Annotated in this window: 20 protein-coding genes, 1 tRNA gene, 1 other RNA gene and 2 pseudogenes; 21 read left to right on the forward strand and 3 right to left on the reverse strand. The window is 64.9% G+C overall.

Going from position 1 to position 21037, the window contains the following annotated elements; genetic code table 11:
• Nucleotides 1-33: 33 nt before the first annotated feature.
• From GFY24_RS11440 to ssrA, 8 genes are all read left to right on the forward strand, one after another.
• Nucleotides 34-897 (forward strand): mechanosensitive ion channel family protein, encoded by an 864-nt coding sequence (locus GFY24_RS11440; RefSeq protein ID WP_153804977.1) that lies wholly within the window; start codon nt 34-36, stop codon nt 895-897.
• A 211-nt stretch (nt 898-1108) separates the two neighbouring features.
• Nucleotides 1109-1798 (forward strand): cell division ATP-binding protein FtsE, encoded by a 690-nt coding sequence (gene ftsE, locus GFY24_RS11445; RefSeq protein ID WP_309230734.1) that lies wholly within the window; start codon nt 1109-1111, stop codon nt 1796-1798.
• The gene (gene ftsX / locus GFY24_RS11450; protein ID WP_153804978.1) at nt 1798-2703 is read left to right on the forward strand and encodes a permease-like cell division protein FtsX; all 906 of its coding nucleotides are present in this window, start codon (nt 1798-1800) and stop codon (nt 2701-2703) included. The genes ftsE and ftsX overlap by 1 nt, the downstream gene beginning before the upstream one ends.
• Nucleotides 2704-2868: 165 nt before the next feature.
• Nucleotides 2869-5133 (forward strand): DNA helicase RecQ, encoded by a 2265-nt coding sequence (gene recQ / locus GFY24_RS11455; RefSeq protein ID WP_375336033.1) that lies wholly within the window; start codon nt 2869-2871, stop codon nt 5131-5133.
• Between the two features lie 653 nt (nt 5134-5786).
• A tRNA-Glu gene (locus GFY24_RS11460) sits at nt 5787-5859 on the forward strand.
• Between the two features lie 360 nt (nt 5860-6219).
• Nucleotides 6220-6897, forward strand: a complete 678-nt coding sequence (locus GFY24_RS11465; protein ID WP_153804980.1) for a slipin family protein — start codon at nt 6220-6222, stop codon at nt 6895-6897.
• A gap of 267 nt (nt 6898-7164) precedes the next feature.
• Nucleotides 7165-7638 carry an SsrA-binding protein SmpB gene (smpB, locus tag GFY24_RS11470; protein ID WP_153804981.1) on the forward strand — a complete coding sequence of 158 codons (474 nt, stop codon included), beginning with the start codon at nt 7165-7167 and terminating at the stop codon, nt 7636-7638.
• A 128-nt stretch (nt 7639-7766) separates the two neighbouring features.
• Nucleotides 7767-8139: a transfer-messenger RNA gene (ssrA, locus tag GFY24_RS11475) on the forward strand.
• A 37-nt stretch (nt 8140-8176) separates the two neighbouring features.
• On the opposite strand, the gene GFY24_RS43315 is transcribed toward ssrA, so the two are convergent.
• On the reverse strand, nt 8177-9298 hold the full coding sequence (locus tag GFY24_RS43315; protein WP_309230735.1) for a site-specific integrase: 1122 nt from the start codon (nt 9296-9298) through the stop codon (nt 8177-8179).
• A 44-nt stretch (nt 9299-9342) separates the two neighbouring features.
• On the opposite strand from GFY24_RS43315, the gene GFY24_RS11485 reads away from it, so the two are divergent.
• On the forward strand, nt 9343-9789 hold the full coding sequence (locus GFY24_RS11485; protein ID WP_153804982.1) for an SgcJ/EcaC family oxidoreductase: 447 nt from the start codon (nt 9343-9345) through the stop codon (nt 9787-9789).
• Nucleotides 9790-9946: 157 nt separating this feature from the next.
• On the opposite strand, the gene GFY24_RS11490 is transcribed toward GFY24_RS11485, so the two are convergent.
• Nucleotides 9947-10822 carry a helix-turn-helix domain-containing protein gene (locus GFY24_RS11490; protein WP_153804983.1) on the reverse strand — a complete coding sequence of 292 codons (876 nt, stop codon included), beginning with the start codon at nt 10820-10822 and terminating at the stop codon, nt 9947-9949.
• A 169-nt stretch (nt 10823-10991) separates the two neighbouring features.
• Here GFY24_RS11490 and GFY24_RS11495 point away from each other — a divergent pair, with 169 nt between their 5' ends.
• The gene (locus tag GFY24_RS11495) at nt 10992-11291 is read left to right on the forward strand and encodes a putative quinol monooxygenase (RefSeq protein WP_153804984.1); all 300 of its coding nucleotides are present in this window, start codon (nt 10992-10994) and stop codon (nt 11289-11291) included.
• A gap of 185 nt (nt 11292-11476) precedes the next feature.
• Nucleotides 11477-12358: an NAD-dependent epimerase/dehydratase family protein gene (locus GFY24_RS11500; RefSeq protein ID WP_153804985.1), complete on the forward strand. Its 882-nt coding sequence runs from the start codon at nt 11477-11479 to the stop codon at nt 12356-12358.
• Nucleotides 12359-12440: 82 nt separating this feature from the next.
• On the opposite strand, the gene GFY24_RS11505 is transcribed toward GFY24_RS11500, so the two are convergent.
• The gene (locus GFY24_RS11505) at nt 12441-13316 is read right to left on the reverse strand and encodes a LysR family transcriptional regulator (RefSeq protein WP_309230736.1); all 876 of its coding nucleotides are present in this window, start codon (nt 13314-13316) and stop codon (nt 12441-12443) included.
• A 165-nt stretch (nt 13317-13481) separates the two neighbouring features.
• On the opposite strand from GFY24_RS11505, the gene GFY24_RS11510 reads away from it, so the two are divergent.
• The 10 genes and pseudogenes from GFY24_RS11510 to GFY24_RS11555 all read left to right on the forward strand — a co-directional run bounded on the left by GFY24_RS11510 (nt 13482) and on the right by GFY24_RS11555 (nt 20900).
• Entirely contained in the window at nt 13482-14696 is a 1215-nt protein-coding gene (locus tag GFY24_RS11510; protein WP_153804987.1) for an MFS transporter, read from the forward strand.
• 4 nt (nt 14697-14700) lie between these two features.
• Nucleotides 14701-15660 (forward strand): LysR family transcriptional regulator, encoded by a 960-nt coding sequence (locus GFY24_RS11515; protein ID WP_153804988.1) that lies wholly within the window; start codon nt 14701-14703, stop codon nt 15658-15660.
• A 113-nt stretch (nt 15661-15773) separates the two neighbouring features.
• On the forward strand, nt 15774-16151 hold the full coding sequence (locus GFY24_RS11520) for a nuclear transport factor 2 family protein (RefSeq protein WP_153804989.1): 378 nt from the start codon (nt 15774-15776) through the stop codon (nt 16149-16151).
• 187 nt (nt 16152-16338) lie between these two features.
• The gene (locus GFY24_RS11525) at nt 16339-16614 is read left to right on the forward strand and encodes a hypothetical protein (RefSeq protein WP_153804990.1); all 276 of its coding nucleotides are present in this window, start codon (nt 16339-16341) and stop codon (nt 16612-16614) included.
• Nucleotides 16611-17639, forward strand: a complete 1029-nt coding sequence (locus tag GFY24_RS11530; protein WP_309230737.1) for an NAD(P)-dependent alcohol dehydrogenase — start codon at nt 16611-16613, stop codon at nt 17637-17639. The genes GFY24_RS11525 and GFY24_RS11530 overlap by 4 nt, the downstream gene beginning before the upstream one ends.
• A gap of 247 nt (nt 17640-17886) precedes the next feature.
• Nucleotides 17887-18038, forward strand: a pseudogene (locus GFY24_RS41830) (prolyl aminopeptidase); the annotation flags it as partial.
• A gap of 6 nt (nt 18039-18044) precedes the next feature.
• Nucleotides 18045-18209, forward strand: a pseudogene (locus GFY24_RS41835) (IS5/IS1182 family transposase); the annotation flags it as partial.
• Between the two features lie 406 nt (nt 18210-18615).
• Nucleotides 18616-18978: a cupin domain-containing protein gene (locus tag GFY24_RS11545; RefSeq protein WP_153804991.1), complete on the forward strand. Its 363-nt coding sequence runs from the start codon at nt 18616-18618 to the stop codon at nt 18976-18978.
• A gap of 48 nt (nt 18979-19026) precedes the next feature.
• Complete coding sequence (locus tag GFY24_RS11550) at nt 19027-20112, forward strand: class I SAM-dependent methyltransferase (protein ID WP_153804992.1); 1086 nt, start codon at nt 19027-19029, stop codon at nt 20110-20112.
• 263 nt (nt 20113-20375) lie between these two features.
• Nucleotides 20376-20900 (forward strand): DUF1772 domain-containing protein, encoded by a 525-nt coding sequence (locus tag GFY24_RS11555; RefSeq protein WP_228566194.1) that lies wholly within the window; start codon nt 20376-20378, stop codon nt 20898-20900.
• Nucleotides 20901-21037: the final 137 nt, after the last annotated feature.

A 21037-nucleotide genomic window follows, 5' to 3' on the forward strand; every position in this document is an offset into this window, starting at 1 on the left:
GGCCGCGAACCGCCGGAGCGAAGCGGAGGCAAAATGAGCACAGCTTCGATTCTCGCCGCCGGCACCGGAGCCGACTTCGGAAACTGGTTCAGGTCCAGCGGACTCGAGATCGTACTGCTGATCGTCGGCGCGATGTTGTTCTCGCGCGCAGCGACTTTCGTGCGTGATCGGATCACTCGTAATATCGACGCCTCGTTCCGCAGCAGCGATTCGCTGGTGCGGACCGAGGCGGCCAAACACCGACATGCGTTGGCGCAGGTCATAACCTGGGTCGTGCTGTCCATCGTGTATTTCCTGGTGGCTCTGGAAGTCTTGCAGCGCTTGGGATTTCAGCTCACCGGTCTGGTGGCGCCGGCCGCGGTGCTCGGTGCGGCAATAGGTTTCGGTGCGCAACGCATCGTGCAGGATCTGCTGGCCGGATTCTTCCTGATCACCGAAAGGCAGTACGGCTTCGGCGATGTCGTGCGCATCGCAGTCACCGGATCCTCGGTCGACGCCGAGGGTACGGTCGAAGACGTCACCTTGCGCGTCACCACATTGCGCAGCGTGAACGGCGAAGTGATCACGGTGCCGAACGGTCAGATCGTGAAAGTTGCCAATCTGTCGAAGGATTGGGCACGCGCGGCGATCGACGTGCCCGTGCCCGCCACCGCCGATATCAACAAAGTGAACGAGATTCTGCGCGAGGTGGGCGCGAAAGCGTTCGCCGATCGCAAACTGAAAACGCTACTGCTCGACGAACCATCGGTCATGGGTGTCGAAGATCTCACAGTCGACCAGATGAATATCAAGATGGTGGCCCGGACACTGCCGGGCAAACAGTTCGAAGTCGGGCGTGAGCTGCGGGTGCGAGTCGCCGCGGCACTACGCCGGGAGGGTTTGAGTGAAAACACGTAAGTCCACGGCAATCCTGATGACGGTCTGGGTCGCCACGTTCGTGCTGTACCTGTTCGTGAAACCCGAAACAACCAGTAAGCCGGAGTATCCGACCTTTGTGAGTTCGGTCCTCAGCAACCCCCTGTCTGGCCCAACTGAGCCACCTGCCCGCTAACGGCGTGTCTGCGCGGCGTGGCCGGGTAACGGTCACGTCTCGCTAGACTGGGCTCCCGTGATAACCCTGGCGAACGTCACCAAGTCCTACAAGACCTCGACGCGGCCCGCCCTGGACAACGTCTCGGTCGACATAGGAAAAGGCGAATTCGTCTTCGTCATCGGGCCCTCGGGTTCCGGCAAGTCGACCTTCATGCGACTGCTCCTCAAGGATGAGAAGCCGACCACCGGTGAGGTGTGGGTCGCGGATTTCCGGGTGGACAAGCTACCGGCTCGCAAAGTACCCAAACTGCGGCAGCGCATCGGCTGCGTATTCCAGGATTTCCGGCTGCTGCAACAGAAATCGGTGGAACAGAATGTCGCCTTCGCGCTGGAGGTGATCGGCAAATCGCGCACCTTCATCCATCGTGCGGTGCCCGAAGCGCTCGATATGGTCGGACTCTCCGGCAAGGCCGATCGGCTGCCGAGCGAGCTCTCCGGCGGTGAACAGCAGCGCGTCGCCCTGGCTCGCGCGTTCGTGAACCGGCCGCTGGTGCTGCTCGCCGATGAGCCCACCGGCAACCTCGACCCCGAAACAAGCGCCGACATCATGATGCTGCTGGAGCGCATCAATCGCACCGGGACGACGGTGGTGATGGCCACCCACGACAACACCATCGTCGACGCCATGCGGCGAAGAGTGGTCGAACTCGATCGCGGCCGCCTGGTCCGCGATGAGGAGATGGGCGTCTACGGGGTGGGCCGGTAATGCGCCTCGGATTCCTTTTCGGTGAGGTTTTCACCGGCCTGCGCCGCAATATCACCATGACCATCGCCATGATCCTGACCACCGCGGTCTCGCTGACCATGCTCGGCGGCGGTCTGCTCGCGGTCCGCATGGCGGACAAGATTCAGGACTACTACGTCCAAAGGGTCGAGATCCGACTGTATTTGGATGACGACGTCTCGCGCACGGATCCGGACTGCACTCAGGATCCGTGCAAAGCACTCATGTCCGATCTGAAGAAGCACGCTGATGTGGCGAGCGTGCAGTTCGTCAACAGCGCGGACGCGGTGAAGGAGGTCAAGGAGACCACCTTCAAGGATCAGCCGGGGCTCGCCGACGAGGTGAGCAAGGATGGGCTGCCCGCATCGTTCCGGGTGAAGTTGGGCGATGTGGCCGAGTACCGGTCCATCTATGACGATTTCGCCAAACGGCCGGGGGTGATGACGGTGCTCAATGACATGGACATCGTCGACCGGTTGGTGAGTTTCTTTGTGGGACTTCGCAATGCGGCATTCGGATTGGCGGCGTTGCAGGCACTCGCGGCATTGCTGTTGATCGCCAATATGGTTCAGGTCGCGGCCCTGGCGCGCAAGACCGAGGTCGGGATCATGCGACTGGTCGGTGCCACGCGCTGGTATACGCAGCTGCCATTCCTGTTGGAGGCGGTGCTGGCGGCGGCTATCGGTTCGGCGCTGGCCATCGGTGGGCTGTTCATCGCACAACCGCTGGTGATCAATCGGGCGCTGGGCAGTCTGTTCAATGATCAGGTGCTGCCGCGGATCACCGGCGACGATATCGCCACGGTGGCATTGATCGTCACGCCGATCGGTATCGGATTCGCGGCCTTGGCGGCCTACGCGGCGCTGCGGTATTACGTACGCGAGTGAAATCGCTCACCCCTGCCCGTCTTTCGCATAACTCGCGAACCGGACGGGTGGGGGTGCGAAGTTGGCTTTGCTGCGGAGAAGGCGGAACGAGTGTCGGGCAGGGTCCGTAGGATTGCCGACGTGAGTGCACCGGAGGTCGAGACCAGCGCAGGCAACGCCCCCACCGTGGACGCGGGAAGCGCTGCGGCGCACCAGGTTCTGCGAAAGACATTCGGCTACGACAGTTTCCGCGGGCCGCAGCGCGAGATTGTCGAGCAGGTCATCTCCGGTGGGGACGCACTGGTGCTCATGCCCACCGGTGGCGGTAAATCGCTCTGTTATCAGATTCCGGCGCTGGTGCGGCCCGGCGTGGGCGTGGTGGTGTCACCGCTCATCGCACTCATGCAGGATCAGGTCGATGCGCTGAACGCGGTCGGGGTGCGTGCCGGATTCCTCAATTCCACGCAGTTCCCCGATGAGCGGCGGGCCGTCGAGGCGGCGTTCGTGGCGGGGGAGTTGGACCTGCTCTATCTCGCGCCGGAGCGATTGCGGCTGGAGTCCACCGCACAGTTGCTCGATCGCGGGAAGATCGCACTCTTCGCCATCGACGAGGCGCACTGTGTTTCGCAGTGGGGTCACGACTTCCGGCCGGACTATCTGGCGCTGTCCATGCTGCATCAGCGCTGGCCGGATGTGCCGCGTATCGCGCTGACGGCCACGGCGACGGCGGCCACGCGTAAGGAGATCGCCGAACGGCTCGATCTCACCGAGGCCAAACACTTCGTGGCCAGCTTCGATCGGCCGAATATCCAGTACCGCATCGAGGGCAAGAACCGGCCCGAGCAACAGCTACTGGCATTCATTCAGGCCGAGCATGCCGGGGATGCCGGCATTGTGTACTGCCTCTCGCGTAATTCGGTGGAGAAGACCGCCGCCTTCCTGAGCGCGAATGGTGTGGCCGCCGTGCCGTATCACGCGGGTCTGGACAATCGGATCCGCTCGACGAACCAGGCGCGGTTCCTGCGTGAGGACGGCCTGGTCGTAGTCGCCACCATCGCCTTCGGCATGGGCATCGACAAACCCGATGTGCGTTTCGTCGCGCACCTGGACCTGCCGAAATCGGTTGAGGGCTACTACCAGGAGACCGGCCGTGCCGGGCGGGACGGCCAATCCTCCACCGCGTGGATGGTCTACGGCCTGAGTGATGTTGTGCAGCAACGCAAAATGATCGACTCCTCGGATGGTGACGCCGCGCATCGTCGGCAGCTGCAACTGCATCTGGACGCCATGCTCGCGCTCTGCGAGACCGTCCAATGCCGTCGCACCCAGCTGCTCGCCTATTTCGGCCAGCCCGGGAAAGCGTGCGGCAATTGCGACACCTGCATCAACGCACCCGAATCCTGGGATGGCACCGTGCCCGCCCAGAAGGTGCTCTCCACCATCCTGCGGCTGAAACGTGAACGCGGACAAAGCTTCGGCGCGGGGCATATCGTCGACATTCTCATCGGCAAGCGCAATCCCAAGGTGGAACAGCACGCCCACCACGAACTCAAGGTCTTCGGAATCGGCACCGAACTCCGCGATATCGAATGGCGCGGCGTGGTCCGCCAACTTCTGGCCCAGGGCCTGCTCGCGGTGCACGGCGACTACGGCGTCCTCACCCTCACCGACTCCTCCAATGAGGTGCTCTTCGACGGCCGCCAAGTCAAACTGCGCCGCGAACCCGAACGCGCCAAAGCCGCCCGAACCCCCAAGTCCACCAAGGCATCCCGCCTCGCCGTAGACCTCGCCCCCGGCGACAACGACCTCTTCGAACGCCTCCGCGCCTGGCGCGCCGCCACCGCCAAGGAAACCGGCGTCCCCGCCTACGTCGTCTTCCACGACGCCACCCTCCGCGAAATAGCCGCCCGCAAACCAGCCTCCCTCGCCGACCTCGGCACCATCTCCGGCATAGGCGAAAACAAGCGCGCCAAATACGGCGAGGGTGTCCTAGAGGTAATCGCAGGCGTTGCCGCCTCCGAAGCGCCCGCCACCCCAGACAGAACCGCGGCAACCCGATCAGCAGGCAGTACCGCTGAATTCGCCGCCGTGCCGGCTCCGGCGGGCGGCCCCGCCGAGTCCATTGGCAGGTCGGCTTCGGCAGGCAACAGCGCCGAGTCCATCGTTACGCCGGCGCAGGCAGGCAACAGCACCGCAGCCCCTGCACCGAACTCCGCCAGTCGATTCCCCGCGGCGAGCTCGCAGCCAAAGCCCGCTCGCGCCACCAACCAAACGAGTACCGCACCCCAATCGGGCACGCGCCCCACAAGCACCCCCGCCCGCGAATCCGCGCGCCCCGCAACCCGGTCCAACTCCCGTCCGGTCCCCACCCCCGCGTCGCCCTACGACGACGTCCCCTGGCCCGACGACATTCCCCCCGACTTCGACGAACTCCCACCCGACTTCGGCTAGAACGCCACCCCCTTGAACGCCGACCGGCTCCCAACGGCCTGGACGAACGCTCACTAGGACCTCACGCACCAACACCCCGGCGTGTCGCGAACACCAGTTCCTGCTCGACGCCCAAATCTCACTGGACAAGCGATCAGGGGGTACTGGTGCAGCGATTGTGTCCGTTTCCCCGTCCTGAGTACCCCTTGATCGCACGTCCAGGCCTCGTGCGTGTTGGTTCTTCTCGTCTGGGCGTCTTGGGGTGGTGTCTTTATTCGTTTTGTCTCTTGGGTCTTGGTTCTGAACGTAACCCCGGCCATCCAGCCAGGCTGGGTCGCGAGAATTCGCGCCCAATTGGGGGAGCGAAAGCCGGGTACGGCAGGCGACGTCACCAGCACTGCCTCGTTTGTCTTGCATCCCTCCTGAACCCGCTGGGACAGTGGCCGATTCGTCCGAGTCTGCTACGAAGGCCCCGGGTGGAATGTCCGCTACATCACTCTCGAATCGATGTGCATGCAGTGACGCAGGCGGCAACTCGCGGTTTGCCTGCGTCATTACATGCACGTCGGACTCGTCGCAGGGCCGCTGGCAGCGGATTTGGTGGCTGGGCGTGGGCACGATAAGCTTTCGGAGCTGCCGCGGTTCGACCTTGGTCGGAGCGCAGCGAGCATCCTGGTCCCGTCGTCTAGCGGCCTAGGACGCCGCCCTCTCAAGGCGGTAGCGCGGGTTCAAATCCCGTCGGGACTACTTCGAAAGGCCCCCAGCCATTTTGGCCGGGGGCCTTTCGCATTTCCGGGCCGGCAGCCAATAAATCGTTGGCCCGAAACGGCATACGCTCGCTACCTTTGATCTCGGCCGCAAGTCAGGGGCGCACCGGAATCTCCGGCCCGCGTTCCCCGTATCGGATGCGGTCAACTTTCTGGTGACGCAGGTCTTCGACCTGTCGAGGTTCGACTCCTTAACGAGATGCGCCCTGCCCGGTCATATACGGCAGCGCGGCTCTGCGAGCTCTCCGCCTTCGGGTGGGGGAGGCTCCCGCCGCGTCGTCGTGGCCCGGCAGGGCGTATCCGGTCGTAGCCGATTGCCATGTGAGGCAAGGAGATTGAGATGACGAAGAAGAAGCTGTTCACGAATACCTATGCCACCGTGATGGATTGGCAGCGCACCCTGCTGTTCCGCGACGGCACCCTGGACAAGGTCCTGGAGCCGGGCCGTCACAAGTACGACGCCGACCGCTGCACCCTGGTCTCGGTCGATATGCGCCCGCGCCTGCTGCAGGTCACCGGCCAGGAGCTGCTGACTCGCGATGGGCTCTCGGTCCGCGTGAGCTACGCCGTCGACTGGGTGGTCACCGATCCGGTGGCCTTCACCACCGGCGCACAGTTCGCCGAGCCGGTGCTCTATGGCGCGGTGCAGGAGGCCGCGCGCGATCTGATCGCCGCGCACACCCTCGACGAGCTCGTCGCCGACCGCACCCTGCTCTCCGGCAGCACCGAGAGCGTGGCCAGCGCAGTCGCACGCCTGGGCATCGAGGTGTCCGCCTTGCGCGCCAAGGACCTCATGCTCCCGGGTGAGCTGCGCAAGGCCGCCCTCGAAACGGTCCTGGCCCGCGAGCGCGGCCGCGCCGAGCTGGAGCGAGCGCGCGCCGAAGCCGCGGCCCTGCGTTCGCTGGCCAATACCGCCAAGCTGCTCGACGAGAACCCGGTCCTGCTGCGCCTGCGCACCCTGCAGCTCGCCGCCACCCCGGGCACCAAGGTCGTCCTCGACGCGACGGCCGGGGCCTGAAGCGCCGCTTTGCCTCTGCGAGCGCCGGCATCTCGCGCCTGCGGCCCACCATGGCCGCCGCACTCCGCGAGTACGTCGTCGACGTCGCCTTCATGGAAGGCGTCTTCGGCCGCGATTCGCGAGCTTCCGGAATATTCGCTCGCCCGGGGCAATTACTCTGGGTCGCGTACACAACAGGCGGATTCGACCGGGTCCCTCACGGGAGCCCGGGACACAGCTCGGCGCGGAACACGTTTCCGCGCCGGGCGACGCGACGATAGAGGGAGCATGAAGGAGAAGGGTCGCAAGGTAATCGCCAGCAACCGCAAAGCGCGGCACAACTACGCGATTATCGACACCTACGAGGCGGGTATCGCACTCGTCGGCACCGAGGTGAAGAGCCTGCGCGAGAGCAAGGCGTCCCTGGTCGACGCCTACGCCACCATCGATGACGGCGAGGTCTGGCTGCGCGGCCTGCACGTGCCCGAGTTCTCGCACGGCACCTGGACCAATCACGCGCCGCGCCGCACACGCAAGCTGCTGCTACACCGCCGCGAGATCGACAAGCTGGTCGGCAAGACGAAGGAGACCAGCCTCACGCTGGTCCCGCTGTCCATGTACTTCTCGGACGGCAAGGTCAAGGTCGAGCTCGCCCTGGCCCGAGGTAAGCAGGACTACGACAAGCGCCAGGACCTGGCCAAGCGCGATGCCGAACGTGAGGTCACCCGCGAAATCGGCCGCCGCATCAAGGGCATGCGCTGACCGCGAGTTCGCGCTCGGCGAACACCCCGCGTGACGCGCGGATAATGGGATGATCCGCTGTTTGAGCGGTGTTAGTATGAATCGCCCGGTGCGAGCCGGGCAGTTCACTCGAATCGGTGAACACAGACGGGGCTGAACGGTTTCGACTGCGTACGTTGATTCAGGGGAAGCGTGTCAGTGCAGGCAGGAGACCACTGTATAAGCGTCGCTGCAACCCTATAAGCGCCGATTCCAATCAGCGCGACTACGCTCTCGCTGCCTAAGCAGTAGAGCGTGTCTGTCAGCCCGGGTTCGCCCTCGACCCGGTCACTGGCATCAGCTAGAGGGCTTACCGTACTGCTCGGTCGCGGAGCAGTCACGGAACATCAAACAGCGACTGGGATCGTCATCTCAGCTTGTTCGCGAGACCGAGAGATCCAAGTAGAGACATAGCGAACTGCACACGGAGAAGCCCTGAAAATGCGGCGGAGGACCCGGGTTCGATTCCCGGCAGCTCCACCAAAGGCCCTTCACTTGCTTAGCAGGTGGGGGGCCTTTCTCATGCTCCGACGAGGCGGAGTTTCGGTGGTGTGCCCACATTTTGCCCACACCTTGCGGCAGCAGCGCGAAATCCATCGCCCATGCGGTCGGCCACATTGTCGAGGTCGTCCTCGAAAAGGTGCCCGTAGTTATCGAGCGTCATCGTCGCTGTCTTGTGCCCGAGCTGGCGCTGAACCGTCTTCACGTGCGCGCCGCTGGCGATCATGAGCGACGCTGCGGTGTGCCTGAGTTGGTGCGCGCTCACACGTGGGAAGGTCGCCGGGCCGGTCGGATTGCCGTCATCATCGCTTGGCACGGACGCCTTGATGCATCGACGCACCGCGCCACCGAACCAATGTGTTGTCGTCGGTGGCCGGATCGGCTCGCCATCCGGACGCGACCACAACAGTCCGTTCCGATCGCGCTGGGCACTGACGGCCGGCCGCAGCATTTCGGCGACTTCACCTGGTATCGCCACAGTCCGAATCTCCCACGTCTTCGGCGATCCGATCACGCTGCGCGAATTCACCTTGGACGCCGACCGCAGGATCCGAATACGTCTGCGCTCAAGGTCGACGTCACGCGGGCGAAGCGCCGCCATCTCACCCCAGCGCATTCCCGAGTAGGCCAGCAGCATCACGATCTCCGGCCACTTCGACTCCGCGGTGAGCGCGGCCACCTGGTCGTGCGTGAGGTAGTTGTGCTCGACCAGTTGGCGCCGGGGGAGCTGTATGCCCGCAGCGGGATTCGCCGGTATCCGCTTCTCCTCCACGGCCTCATCGAGAATCATCGACAGCACGGTGTGAATGTCTGCGACGGTCGACGGCGCGCGCTTGATGCCCGCGACCCAGTCTCGGACTGACGGTCTGTCGATGGATGCGAGTTGCCTTGCGCCCCATTCTGGTTCGACGTGAACGCGCCAGATCGAGTCGATGCGCTCGGCCCATGAAGGCTTGATGTGGACCTGCCGGGCCAGCCACTTCGGACCCAGCTCGCCGACCGTGAGGCGTCCCATCGACGGCGCGATGTAATCGCCGGTCATCTTCTTGACCTCGACCGTGTTCGCAAACCTTTCGGCATCGAATTTGCGTACGAACCCACGCTTGTCGGTCTGTTTGCCGTCCGGCTTGCGATACCGCACTCGGTATTGACATCAAATATTCTCGAGGTCTAACACTGCTTCTCATGACTTCGATCAACATCTCGAAACACGCAGCTGCCGATGACAGCGCTACGATTTCGGCCGAGGACGAGCGCGCCATTCGCGACCTGGTGAGTCTCGCCGACCGTTCTCAGTCCGACTCCGCCGTACTTCCCGACCTGCACACCGATGAAACAGCAATCGTGAACTTCTACGGTCGCAGGCTTCTCGGGCGCGAGGCCTTCGAAGCTGCGCTGAGCACGGCACTCGGCAATGGACTCGGGCAGATCCGCACCAGCGTCGAGATCGTCGACATCCGGGCGCTCACCAGCGACGCCGTCCTCGTCAGCTGCATCAAGACGGTCTACGACCGACGCCCAGGCGCGGAGACGGCTCCATCCAGCACTGGCGCTCTGACCTACGTGACCATACGAACGGCGAACGGCTGGAAAATCGGTCTGGCCCAAACGACCCCCATCGCCTCGGACTGAGCTCGATTTCAACCTGTGCGGCGTGGTCGGGTGCCTGATCCGGCCACGCCGATGTCAGCGATACGGGACCGCGGCGGCCATCTCGGTCGGGTGTATCGGAAGGAAGGCGCGGCAGGGACATCCCGGCCGCGCTCTTCGCAGCGTGTTGCGGTTCAGGTCAGAGGGCGCTCTCCGCTGGGGCGTTCGCCGTTTCGGGAACGGGTGGTGTGGTGAGGCCAGCCAAGAGCTGCAGGGTGGTGACCGCCTCGGATCCAGGCGGTGCGCTGTAGATCATCATCGTCATGTCGGGGTCGTCGGGGGCCCGCATGGCGACGTAGTCGAGGGCGAGTTCGCCGAGCTGCGGGTGGTTGAACCGTTTACGCCCACGGGTCTTTCCGCGGACGTTGTGGTCGGCCCACAGTCGCCGGAAGTCGGCACTGCCCAGGGAGAGTTCGCCGACCAGGGTGGCCAGCCGGGGGTCGGCTGGGTGACGGCCGGCATCCAGGCGAAGATTGGAGACGGTGTCGCGGGCCTTGGTCTCCCAGTCGGGATAGAGATCCCGGGTGGCGTCATCGAGGAAGACCAGCCGGGCCATGTTCCGCTCGGCCACAGGCAGGGCGGAGAAGTCGGCGATCAGGGTCCGGGCGAGGTCGTTCCAGGCCAGGATGTCGAGTCGGCGTCCGATGATGTAGGCGGGGACCGTGGTGAGGGCCTGGAGCGCCTGGCTCATCTCGGGACCGACGTTTTGCGGGCGGGCCGGGCGCTTGCGGGCGCTGGGAGGCTTGGCGAGGTTGTGCAGGTGGGTACGCTCGTCGGCGTCGAGGCGCAGTGCCCCGGCGACAGCGTCCAGGATGTCGGGGGAGACATTTCGAGCGCGGCCCTGCTCCAGGCGGGTGTAGTAGTCGACACTCACCCCTGCCAGCAGGGCTAGTTCCTCACGACGCAGGCCCGGCACCTGCCGCCGGCCCCCGAAGCTGCCCGCGCCGAGGTCTTCGGGCAGCAGGCGGGCGCGTCGGGTCTTGAGAAACTCGCTGAGCTGCTGTGCACGATCCATGCCTCCAGTGTGGGCCAGGGCTGTGCGGTTCTGCCTGGTCCTGCCAGACCCAGGCGGGACGGGCCTGCGGTCGAGCGGAGCTCTGGGCGGATCCGGCGCGGGTACGCAGGATGAACATCGTTCGCCACGAACAACACCCATCGATTGCACCAGATCCGGAGTCATCACCATGTCGAACACGCTCACCATCATTGCCGGCTTCGTCGCCAAGCCGGGCCAGGAACAGCGTCTGCGCGACGAGCTGGACGCGATGATCGCGCCATCCCTTGCGGAGGAGGGCTGCCTCGCTTACCAGCCGTTCGCCGACTCCAGCCGCCCCGACCGCATGATCATCGTCGAGGAGTGGGTCAGCAGGGCGGCTCTGGACCATCACTTCTCGCTGCCGCACTTCACGCACGTCGCCCAGGTCCTCGACGAGATCCTCGCCGAGCCGTTCGCCCTGCGCCGTCTGACCGACGTCCCGGCCTGAGACCCCGCGTCAGCGGGCCACCGGTGGATGGCGAGACCGACCTGGTCCGTGTTTTCGCCGCCTAGATCGCCGCCGCAGTCCCGGATCGCTGACATCGACGTGGTCGGCGTGATACCATACCGGGGTACCGTTATGGCTCCGTTGGGTAGTCCTGAGCGGTTGGTCCAACCAGGAGGAGATTCTTCATGCGAGTACTACTCATCGGCGCACGCGGCTATGTGGGTTCCGCTGTCGCCGAACACCTCTCGGCCCTCGGGCATGAGATCGTGGCACTCGAGCGTCCCGGCACCGGCACCGGCACCGGCACCGGCACGAGTGCGTACGAGATCCGCACGGGAGATCTCGCCGACCCCGCGTCGCTGACCGCTGCGGTCACCTCCGACATCGACGCTGTCATCAACCTGGCCACCCCCAGCGGGGATGTGGCCGTCGACGCGGCCGCGGTCACCGCGCTCACCGATCCGCTACGCGGCACCGGCAAGCCGTTCGTCTACACCAGTGGAGTATGGGTGCTCGGCGCGACCGACGACGCCGACGAAACCACGCCCACGAACCCGATTCCCATCGTCGGGTACCGCCCCGATATCGAACGCCAGGTCCTCGCGCTCGCCGACACCGATGTCCGCGCGGCCGTCATCCGCCCCGGCATCGTCCACGGCCGCGGCGGCGGAATTCCTGCTCTCCTGGTCGATCTGGCCCGCAAGCATGAGGCTCCCACGGTCGTCGCCGACCGCTCGGTCGTGTGGCCCATGGTCCACATAGACGACCTGGCAGACCTTTTCGCCAAGGTCGTCGACGCGGCCCCGGCGGGTGCGGTCTGGCATGGCATCAGCCAGCCCGCCGTTTCGGTCGCCGAACTGGCCGCGGCCGCCGGGCGGGCGGCCGGTGTCTGCGGTGAGACCAAAGTCTGGCCCCTCGACCAGGCCCGAGCCGAACTGGGCGCGACCTTCGCCGACGCCCTGGCTCTCAGCCAGACCGTCACCGGTCAGGCCGGGATCGACCAGCTGAACTGGGAGCCCAAGGGCCCCGACGTCATATCGGACCTGACCACCGGTTCCTACCGCTGATCGGATCGCGCCAAGGGAACGAACCCGCCATACCGCCTGACGGGCTTGCCCTTCCGCTGCCGGCAGCCGCACGATTCGTAGACTATGGAGCGTTACTCAGATCGTTGATCACCTGCGCGAGTGCGCGTACCGGCTCGCTCTCGGTGCGCCACACCAGCGCGTAGGACAGCGGCGGCATATCGGTGACGGGAATCCAGCGGACGTGTGTCACGCCCCAGTGGTAGAGCACGTGGGCCGGGAAGGCGTGAACGATATCGCCGTTGCCGATCCGATCGATCAGGTCATCGGGGTTGGTCACGGGCTGGCTGCGGGTGATCGGTCGGCCGCTCGGGGTGAAGAACGGGAGGTAGGTCTCCTCCCAGTCGCGCTGTGCGTTCGGCGGCATGGTGTGCGGGTAGTCGGCGAAGTCCTCGATCGACACCTCGGACCGGTCGGCCAGGGGGTGGTCCTTGCTGATCGAGAGCACCCGGGAATCGCGAAACAGCACGGGCCCCATGGTCAAGTCCTCGTCGACCGGCCCCCAGATCACGAGGGCATCGTACTGGCCGGTTCGCAGCGTACTGAACGGGTCGGTAAACGCGAGCCGGTAGAGTCGCAGCCCCCATTGCGGGTGCCGACGGCGGAATTCTTCCCAATACTTGTGCAGCCCTTCGTAGTTGAAGGGCATCAGGGCGACCCGCAGCTGCGTCGTCTGCCCGCTGGCGGTCAGCTTCGCACGCCGCACGCTCTGCTCCAGGCCCTGGTAGAGCGGACGCAGGTCGTCGCGCAACTGCCGGCCGACCTCGGTCAGCCGTACCACGCGGTTGGTCCGCTCGAACAGTAGCGCGCCGATCTGCCGCTCCTGCTTCTTGATCGCCTGCGTGATACGTGCCGGGGTGACATTGAGCCGTTCGGCGGTCCGCCCGAAATGTAGCTCCTCGGCCAGCGTCAAGAAGATCTCGATGTCGCGTAACTCCACGCAGTCCCTGTCTCGTTAACCCCGCGGTTAAGGCGGCATTGCTTTCTTGCTCGTTGTTCGGCGGTCGCCGGCCACTCATTCTAGGACTGGGGCCCGGTGAGCCACTGCGGCCGCGAGCCCGATCCTGGTGACCGGAAGGTCCCGATCCCGAGCGAGGAGTTTTCTATGACGACCGTGTCCGGCTCTGCGGCACCGGAATTCGTGGCCGAACAGGTGCCGCTGCGGCGCTGGTTCGGCGTCGCGGCTGTGGCCATGGGCACATTCGCCGTGGTGACGTCCGAACAGCTGCCGGTGGGCCTGCTCCCCTCGGTGAGCAGCGCACTCGGAGTGTCCGAGGGGACCGCCGGACTGATGGTGACCGTGCCCGGCCTGGTGGCATCGGTGGCCGCGCCCATCCTGCCGGTGGCCATCGGCAGGATGGACCGCCGGGTCGTGCTGCTGGGCCTGATCACCCTCATGGTCGGCGCCGATCTCCTCTCGGCCTTCGCCCCCAATTTCGCGTTGCTGCTGGCCTCCCGGTTTCTGGTCGGCATCGCCATCGGCGGATTCTGGGCACTGGCCGCGGGAATCGCGGTGCGCATGGTGCCGGAGAAGTTCGTGCCCCAGGCCACCGCCATAGCCTTCGGCGGCGCCACCGCAGCCAATGTCCTCGGCATCCCGGCGGGCACGCTCATCGGCGAATCGACCGACTGGCGCATCGCATTCGGGGTACTCGGCGGCCTCGGGCTGGTGGTGGTCGTGGCGCTGCTCGCCCTGCTGCCGCACCTGCCCGCGACGCAGGCCGTGCACCTGCGCACCCTCGGTCAGCAATTCCGCAATCCGGTGGTGCGGGCTGGCGTGCTCGTCACCTTCCTCCTGGTGAGCGGGCATTTCGCGGCCTTCACCTTCGTGAGCCCGATCCTGCAGAACCTGGCCGGGCTGGACAAGTCGGCGGTCGGTCCGGCTCTGCTGATCTTCGGTATCGCCGGGATCATCGGCAACTTCCTCACCGGCACCATGGCCTCTCGCGATGTCCGTGCGGCGCTCATCACCATCAGTGCCGTGCTGGCGACTGCGCTGGTCCTCGTCGCCCTGGTGGGCGGCACCTCGGTGATCGCGCTGGGCCTGCTGCTGGTGTGGGGCCTGGCCTTCGGCGGCATCCCGGTCGGCGTACAGACCTGGATCCTGCGTGCCCAGCCGGAGTCCATGGAGGCGGCCACCGCACTGAACACCGCCATGTTCAACCTCGCTATCGCACTGGGCGCACTCTTCGGCGGGCTCATCACCGACAACGTCGCCCTGTCGGCGGTGCTCTGGTTCGGCGCGACATCGAGCGTGCTTGCCGCCCTCGCAGTCTGGTCGACCCGCGGCGCCGGCGCCGCGAGCATCACGGAAGCCTGACTCCATGGCGAGTTCCGATGCGGTGGACCGGGACGTATGGCGATCCGACCGCTGGCCCCGATCCACCTTGCCGGAGTTGAACATCCGGCAGCTCGAGTCCTTCCACACGGTAGCGCAGGAAGGCAACATCACCCGCGCGGCAGCCCGGCTGCACCTCACCCAGCAGACCCTCTCCGCGCAGATCAAGCAGCTGGAGCGGGTGCTCGGCGCGGTTCTGCTGGTCCGGGATTCGCGCGGAGTGCGGCTCACTGCGGCCGGTGAGATCTTCGCCGAGGGCGCGGGCGCCATGCTGACCGGCCTGGCGGGGCTGTCCGAGCGGGTGAACCACGCCGCAGGACAATCGATCAACCGGCTGCGGGTGGTGTTCTGCCCGCAGTCGACCGCCCCCTTCGTGATCCGGGTCGCCAACGAGCTGGAAGCCGCGGATCCGACCCTGCGGGTGGTGCTGGTCAGCGTGCGGTCCATGGCGGAGACCCTGTGCGAACTCGAAACGGGCCGCGCGGACGCGGCCCTGATGTGGCTGCCGATCGAGGCAAGCGGGCTGCGCTACACCGTGATCGGCTCCGACGGCTGGGTGGCGGTATTCGCCCGCGACGAGGATTTCGCCGATCGGGACCGGGTACTGCTGGCCGAATTGACCTCCGCCCCCCTGGTACTGCCGGGCATCTTCATGTCCGCCGCGGCCGAACGGTATTGGGCCGCCGCCCTGCGCCCCGGTCCCGAACTACCGGAGGCCACCGTCGCCGACACCGCCGACGGTCCGATCATCGCCGCCCGCAGGCAAGGGATCTGGCTCGCACCCGAATCCCTGGGCCGCCGCAACGCCGACGCCAACAATCGTGTTGTCCGCATTGCCGACGCGCCACCCATCGAGGCGGCCGTGGTCTGGACCATACAGGCGCCGCAACCACTGATAACACTGTTGGTCCGCGCGATACGCGCGGCCGTGGAGGTGAACCGATGACCTGGCGTTCCAAATCCTGTTTGTACCTGGAACCCGAAAAGACTGTTTCCCACCGGCTTCTAGTGGCAGCAGGATCGCATGGCACCCATCTCTCCCTACCCGAGGAGTTCGACATGCGTACCACCACCGAGGTCGTGGACCGGTTCAACCGCGCCTTCATCGATCGCGAACCCGAGATGCTCGACGATATCGTCGACGACGACTGCGTCATGGAGTCGGTTCAGCCCGCACCGGTCGGTGAGCGGGTCGAGGGCCGGGATGCCTGCCTGTTGTTCTGGAAGACCCTGGTCGAGGACACCGCCACCCAGTTCCAGCCGCAGGAAGTGATCATCGCCGACGACCGCGCGACCATCCGCTGGCAGTACCGCTTCGGCGCGGGCGAGAACGACTGGGTCGAGGGCGTCAATCTCATGCGCGTCCGAGACGGCCGGATCGTCGAGGCCCTCGGCTACAGCAAGACCACCGGCGATCTCCCTTTGGCCACCGACTGAGTGTCGGCGGCGGAACCCGCCTGAGGTCCACAACCAGGGCGACAGCCCTGTGCGGGGGTGGGTGGCCCGGACGCGCGGGTGCGCCCGGGCCACATCGGTAAGAGCGCGGGCTACTTCTGGCGGCCCTGCCGGCTGTGTGGTCGCGAAGGCCCCACATGCGCGCGCCAAGTGTCACGGAAGGTTCGGAATGAAGCACACGAATCCTCGGACCACAACCAAGATCACGACGTCAAAATTCGCTGATACGAACATCGGCGGCACCGATGTGACGCTGACATCCACCGATAAGCAACGTCACCGATCACCGATCGAACCAGCCGGTTCGGCCGCTATTCGGCTCCATGTTCGTGAGGAAACCGCCACGAACTGGCGGTTCGCCGTCCATATCCTGCGGGGAATTGTCGGTATCCGCGATGCGGCGCAGGGTGGTCCTGGTCGATTGTCGAAAGGAACAGGACAGTGAATTCAGAGTCGATGCGCAGTTACCGGCTCGAACCTGGGCGCGGGCTGGACGGGTTGACGTTGCAGCGGCGTACGGTGCTCAGTCCTGAGCGGGGGCAGGTGTTGGTGCGGATACACGCGAACGCGCTGGGCTACCGGGACCTGCTGGTGCTGGCGAACAATTATCCGTTGCCGATCGCACCGGGCGTCGTTCCCGGATGCGAGGGTGTCGGCGAGGTGGTTGCGGTCGGCGCAGATGTCACTCGGTTCGCGATCGGGGATCGGGTGGCCGCAACGGTGTTTCCACGCTGGGTCGATGGGCCGTTCCGGCTCGATGCGGCCGCGCAGTTGGGCACCATGGTCGACGGTGTGCTCACCGAGTACGCGGTGCTCGACGAGCAGGGGCTGGTTCGAATTCCCGACTACCTGTCTTATCAGGAAGCTGCTGCGCTGCCGCTGGCCGCGGTGACCGCGTGGCATGCGCTGACCGCAGGTGCGCCGCTGCGTCCGGGCCAGACGGTCCTGACGCTGGGCTCGGGGGCGGTATCGCTGTTCACGGTGCAGTTGGCCGTCGCGGCCGGAGCGCGGGTGATCGCGACGACATCCAGCGAGGCGAAGGCGGAGCGGCTGCGCAAGCTAGGCGTCGACGAGGTCGTCGACTACCGCCGGACACCCGACTGGTACACCGTGGTGCGGGAGGCGACCGGAGGCGCCGGTGCGGATCGGGTCATCGACAGTGCGGGGCCGTTGTGGAAGTCGATCCGGGCGGCAGCTCTCGGGGCCGAGATCGCGGTAATTGGCTACTGGCTCTCCGGCGACGCGGGTGCCGAGCCGATCGATCCGGAACTGCTGTTCAACACCGGAGCGGTGTTGCGGCCGATCGCCACCGGCAGCCGGGCGCATTTCGAGGCCCTCACGCAGGTGCTCACATACCACCGGCTCAGCCCGGTGATCGATCGCGTGTTCACCTTCGCTCAGGTTCCCGATGCACTGAACTACATCGCCGCCGGGGGCGGCTTCGGAAAGGTCATCATCAGCCACGATTGAGGCCGATAACGCCCATCGATTCGGTGCGGACAGCGCAAGCCCGACGTCCGCACGATCGGAGACCAGGGTGCCTTGTACTCGGCAGTAGCGGACGTCCGTGCGCCGCAGCCGGTTACGGCGTCCGGCCGCTCCACGCTGGCCGGTTCGGTCAGCGCGATCAGCGGCATTTGAGTGCGTTCTTCGGCGCTTGTCCGCGCGGCCGGGTAGCAGACGCGGTCTGCGATCCGACGCTAGTACTGCTTTCGCTATGCCTTCTTCCGGTGTGCGGCAGCCGTTTCGCGAGATCGCGCCTTACACGTCGGGGCTGCTCGACGTCGGTGACGGCAACCGGATCTACTGGGAACCAGTGGGAATCCCAACGGTCGGCCCGTGCTGGTGGTGCACGGCGGTCCGGGCGGCGCCGACCGCGGCATCGGCGTCCGTATCGCCCGCAAGGGCATCGAGTCCGGTGACCGCCTCGGCCTCCACTGCTGGGTGGTCGAACGCACGATGTGCGCCGCGAGGCGCTCTGTTGTATTCCTGGTGCAGCCGGGAGGGACTTGGAGGGAGGTTCTTGGGTCGAATGGCTGACCTGATGCCGAAAGGCTAACGGGACAAGAGCATGCCAGAGAATCCGGTGACCGGGCCCAGCGGTCGGGGACGGGGTGCCGGAGGGACCCGCGTGATATGGCGAAAGCTGGATTGCCTGAACCCTAATCTCCAAACGTCCACCAAGAAGGCCCGGTCCATCAGGACCGGGCCTTCGTCGTTTGCCTTGGGGTTGCCTTGTGGAGGGGATCGCAGGGGAATAGCATGTGGTGCACATCACATCACGATCGTTTGGGTGTGGCGGATAGTCGACATCACCGCGGGTGGGGTGGGTGTCTTTTGAGACCGCGAACAGCGGCGGTGGTTATGGCGCAGATGGAGAGTGTCTTCGGGGCTTGGGGTTCCGGCTATTGCCTGCTGTCGCAATGCGATTCAGAGGAGAGCTGTCATGTCCGGTTTGGTGCGTAAGACTTTTGATTCGCCTGAGGAGACTCGACCCTTCGAACAAGGGAAGGGCCGGCTTGATCTGGTCAATCTGGAGGCTGGGCCGGTGGGGCGGGCGGTGTTCGAGCCTGGGTGGCGGTGGTCGGAGCATGTGAAGCCGATCGCTCAGACCGATAGTTGTCAGGCGGCGCATATGGGTTACTGCGTGTCGGGTCACATGGTGGTGGCCATGGATGACGGTGGGCAACAGGAATATGTGCCAGGGGATTTCATGGTTGTGCCGCCGGGGCATGACGCGTGGGTTGTGGGGGACGAAGCCTGTGTGATGATCGACTGGCAGGGTGTCGCCGATTACGCCAAGCGGTAGACCGAATTCATCGGGAATCGAGATGTCATGTCGGATGGTACACAAACCATGAATACGACTGAGCCCGCGGATGCGGAATTCGCTGCGCGGGCAGAGGCTTTCGGCAATCGGATGCTCGAGGTCATCAATGACGGATTTCTGACCCTGATGGTCAGTATCGGTCATCAGACCGGATTGTTCGACGTGATGAGTTCATTGCCTCCCGCTACCAGCGAGGATATTGCTCACGCCGCGAAGCTGAATGAGCGCTATGTCCGTGAGTGGTTGTCCGCGCTCACCGTCGGCAGGATTGTCGACTACGACCCCGGCGCACGTACATTCGCCTTGCCTCCCGAGCATGCCGCGGCCGTGACCAGGGCAGCAGGTCCGGAGAATATCGCGGCGTTCGCGCAGTACATTCCGCTGGCCGCCAGTGTCGAACCCGAGATTGTCGACTGTTTTCGAAACGGTGGCGGGGTGCCATACTCGAAGTACGGTCGATTCCAGCAGCTCATGGCAGAGGAAAGCGCCGGGATTCACGATGTCGCGCTCATCGACGTCACCATAGCCCTGGTCCCTGGTCTGCCCGAACGGCTAAGGGCGGGAATGGAAGTCGCGGATGTCGGCTGCGGTAGCGGGCATGCTCTCAACTTGCTCGGCCGGGAGTTTCCGAACAGTCGATTCATCGGCTACGACTTCTCCGAGGAAGGTATCGCGGCGGGTCGCGCGGAGGCCGAGGCGATGGGGGTGACCAATACCCGGTTCGAGGTTCGCGATGTCACGAATCTGGGTATGTCCCACCAATTCGACCTGATCACCGCATTCGACACCATCCACGATCAGGCGCACCCGGCGCAGGTCCTGCGCGGCATTGCCGAGGCATTGAAGGACGACGGCACATTTCTGATGGTGGATGTCCGTGCCTCCAGCAATCTGGAAGAAAATTTGGAGCATCCCCTCGCGACGGGCATGTACGCCATCTCCACAATGCATTGCATGACAGTGTCTTTGGCGCTCGACGGCGATGGACTCGGGACCATGTGGGGCGAGCAGGTCGCAACCCGCATGCTCCATGAAGCCGGATTCGCCTTCGTCGATATCGAGCACGTCGCCGCCGACATCCTCAATAGCTACTACATCGCTCGAAAGGCTTGATGCGCCAGGACTTTTCAGTCCGTCAGTCAATCCCGCTGCACTCGCTGTCGAGTGCTTGGCGAGGTCGGTTGGTCTGCCGCATCGGTGTTCTGGCATCTCGGGGAGCTTGGTGAAGGATTCAGATGGCCCTGGAACGTGGCTCTCGTAGGGGCTTCGGGTGATCGTTGAGCGTGGCTACATGAACCTCGAGGGATCGGGCGTTGTTCCGGTTGACCCGCGGTTGCTACTTCTTGAACTCGGTATTCGGTTCGGAAGGAACAACATTGAAGAACGCAGTAGCGACGGGGTCGCAGGTGTCCGCGGTGGTTTCGCTGATTGTCGCGATGGTTACGACCGGGTTGTTGGCGGGCGTGTTCTACGCGTACGCGTGCTCGGTCATGATCGGGTTGGGGAAGTTCGATGACAAGACGTATGTCGAGGTGATGAACAAGATCAATGTGGTGATCGTCAATCCGGTTTTCATGCTGAGTTTCCTTGGGTCGGTTGCCTTTTCGATTCTTGCGGCGCTGCTGCATCTACGGTCGGATCTGCGGCCGGTGCTGATTTGGGTTGGGGTGGCGGTGGCGTTGAATCTGGTGAGTCTGATCGTCACGTCCGGGTTCAATGTGCCGTTGAACGACCAGTTGGCCACCGCTACCGACGCGCAGGGTGTGGTCGACTACGCGGGGTTGCGGAAGGATTTCGAGATGCCTTGGCTGACCTGGAATATCGTGCGGGCGCTGGCCAATACCGGTGCGCTCGCGGTGCTCGGCTGGGCCCTCGTTCAGCATGGTCGCCTCACCCGCTGAAGAGTTGGCATTGCTGTCCTGGTCCACTGACCTGGTACGAAACAGCTGTGATCAAGCAGCAGCTGCGCGGCTGGTCGTCCTCGTTGGCGCGGGTGAGATCGTGCACGCGTTCCCCGAGCATGTGACGCGCTACTGAA

The organism is Nocardia sp. SYP-A9097, assembly GCF_009649815.1.
In the GTDB taxonomy this organism is placed as follows: Bacteria; Actinomycetota; Actinomycetes; order Mycobacteriales; family Mycobacteriaceae; genus Nocardia.

Bases quoted from the DNA above. Each gene is read 5' to 3' on its own strand.
- GFY24_RS11440 (WP_153804977.1), top strand. From the start codon at position 34: ATGAGCACAGCTTCGATTCTCGCCGCCGGCACCGGAGCCGACTTCGGA.
- ftsX (WP_153804978.1), top strand. From the start codon at position 1,798: ATGCGCCTCGGATTCCTTTTCGGTGAGGTTTTCACCGGCCTGCGCCGC.
- GFY24_RS11465 (WP_153804980.1), top strand. From the start codon at position 6,220: ATGACGAAGAAGAAGCTGTTCACGAATACCTATGCCACCGTGATGGAT.
- smpB (WP_153804981.1), top strand. From the start codon at position 7,165: ATGAAGGAGAAGGGTCGCAAGGTAATCGCCAGCAACCGCAAAGCGCGG.
- GFY24_RS11485 (WP_153804982.1), top strand. From the start codon at position 9,343: ATGACTTCGATCAACATCTCGAAACACGCAGCTGCCGATGACAGCGCT.
- GFY24_RS11490 (WP_153804983.1), bottom strand. From the start codon at position 10,822: ATGGATCGTGCACAGCAGCTCAGCGAGTTTCTCAAGACCCGACGCGCC.
- GFY24_RS11495 (WP_153804984.1), top strand. From the start codon at position 10,992: ATGTCGAACACGCTCACCATCATTGCCGGCTTCGTCGCCAAGCCGGGC.
- GFY24_RS11500 (WP_153804985.1), top strand. From the start codon at position 11,477: ATGCGAGTACTACTCATCGGCGCACGCGGCTATGTGGGTTCCGCTGTC.
- GFY24_RS11510 (WP_153804987.1), top strand. From the start codon at position 13,482: ATGACGACCGTGTCCGGCTCTGCGGCACCGGAATTCGTGGCCGAACAG.
- GFY24_RS11515 (WP_153804988.1), top strand. From the start codon at position 14,701: ATGGCGAGTTCCGATGCGGTGGACCGGGACGTATGGCGATCCGACCGC.
- GFY24_RS11520 (WP_153804989.1), top strand. From the start codon at position 15,774: ATGCGTACCACCACCGAGGTCGTGGACCGGTTCAACCGCGCCTTCATC.
- GFY24_RS11525 (WP_153804990.1), top strand. From the start codon at position 16,339: ATGAAGCACACGAATCCTCGGACCACAACCAAGATCACGACGTCAAAA.
- GFY24_RS11545 (WP_153804991.1), top strand. From the start codon at position 18,616: ATGTCCGGTTTGGTGCGTAAGACTTTTGATTCGCCTGAGGAGACTCGA.
- GFY24_RS11550 (WP_153804992.1), top strand. From the start codon at position 19,027: ATGAATACGACTGAGCCCGCGGATGCGGAATTCGCTGCGCGGGCAGAG.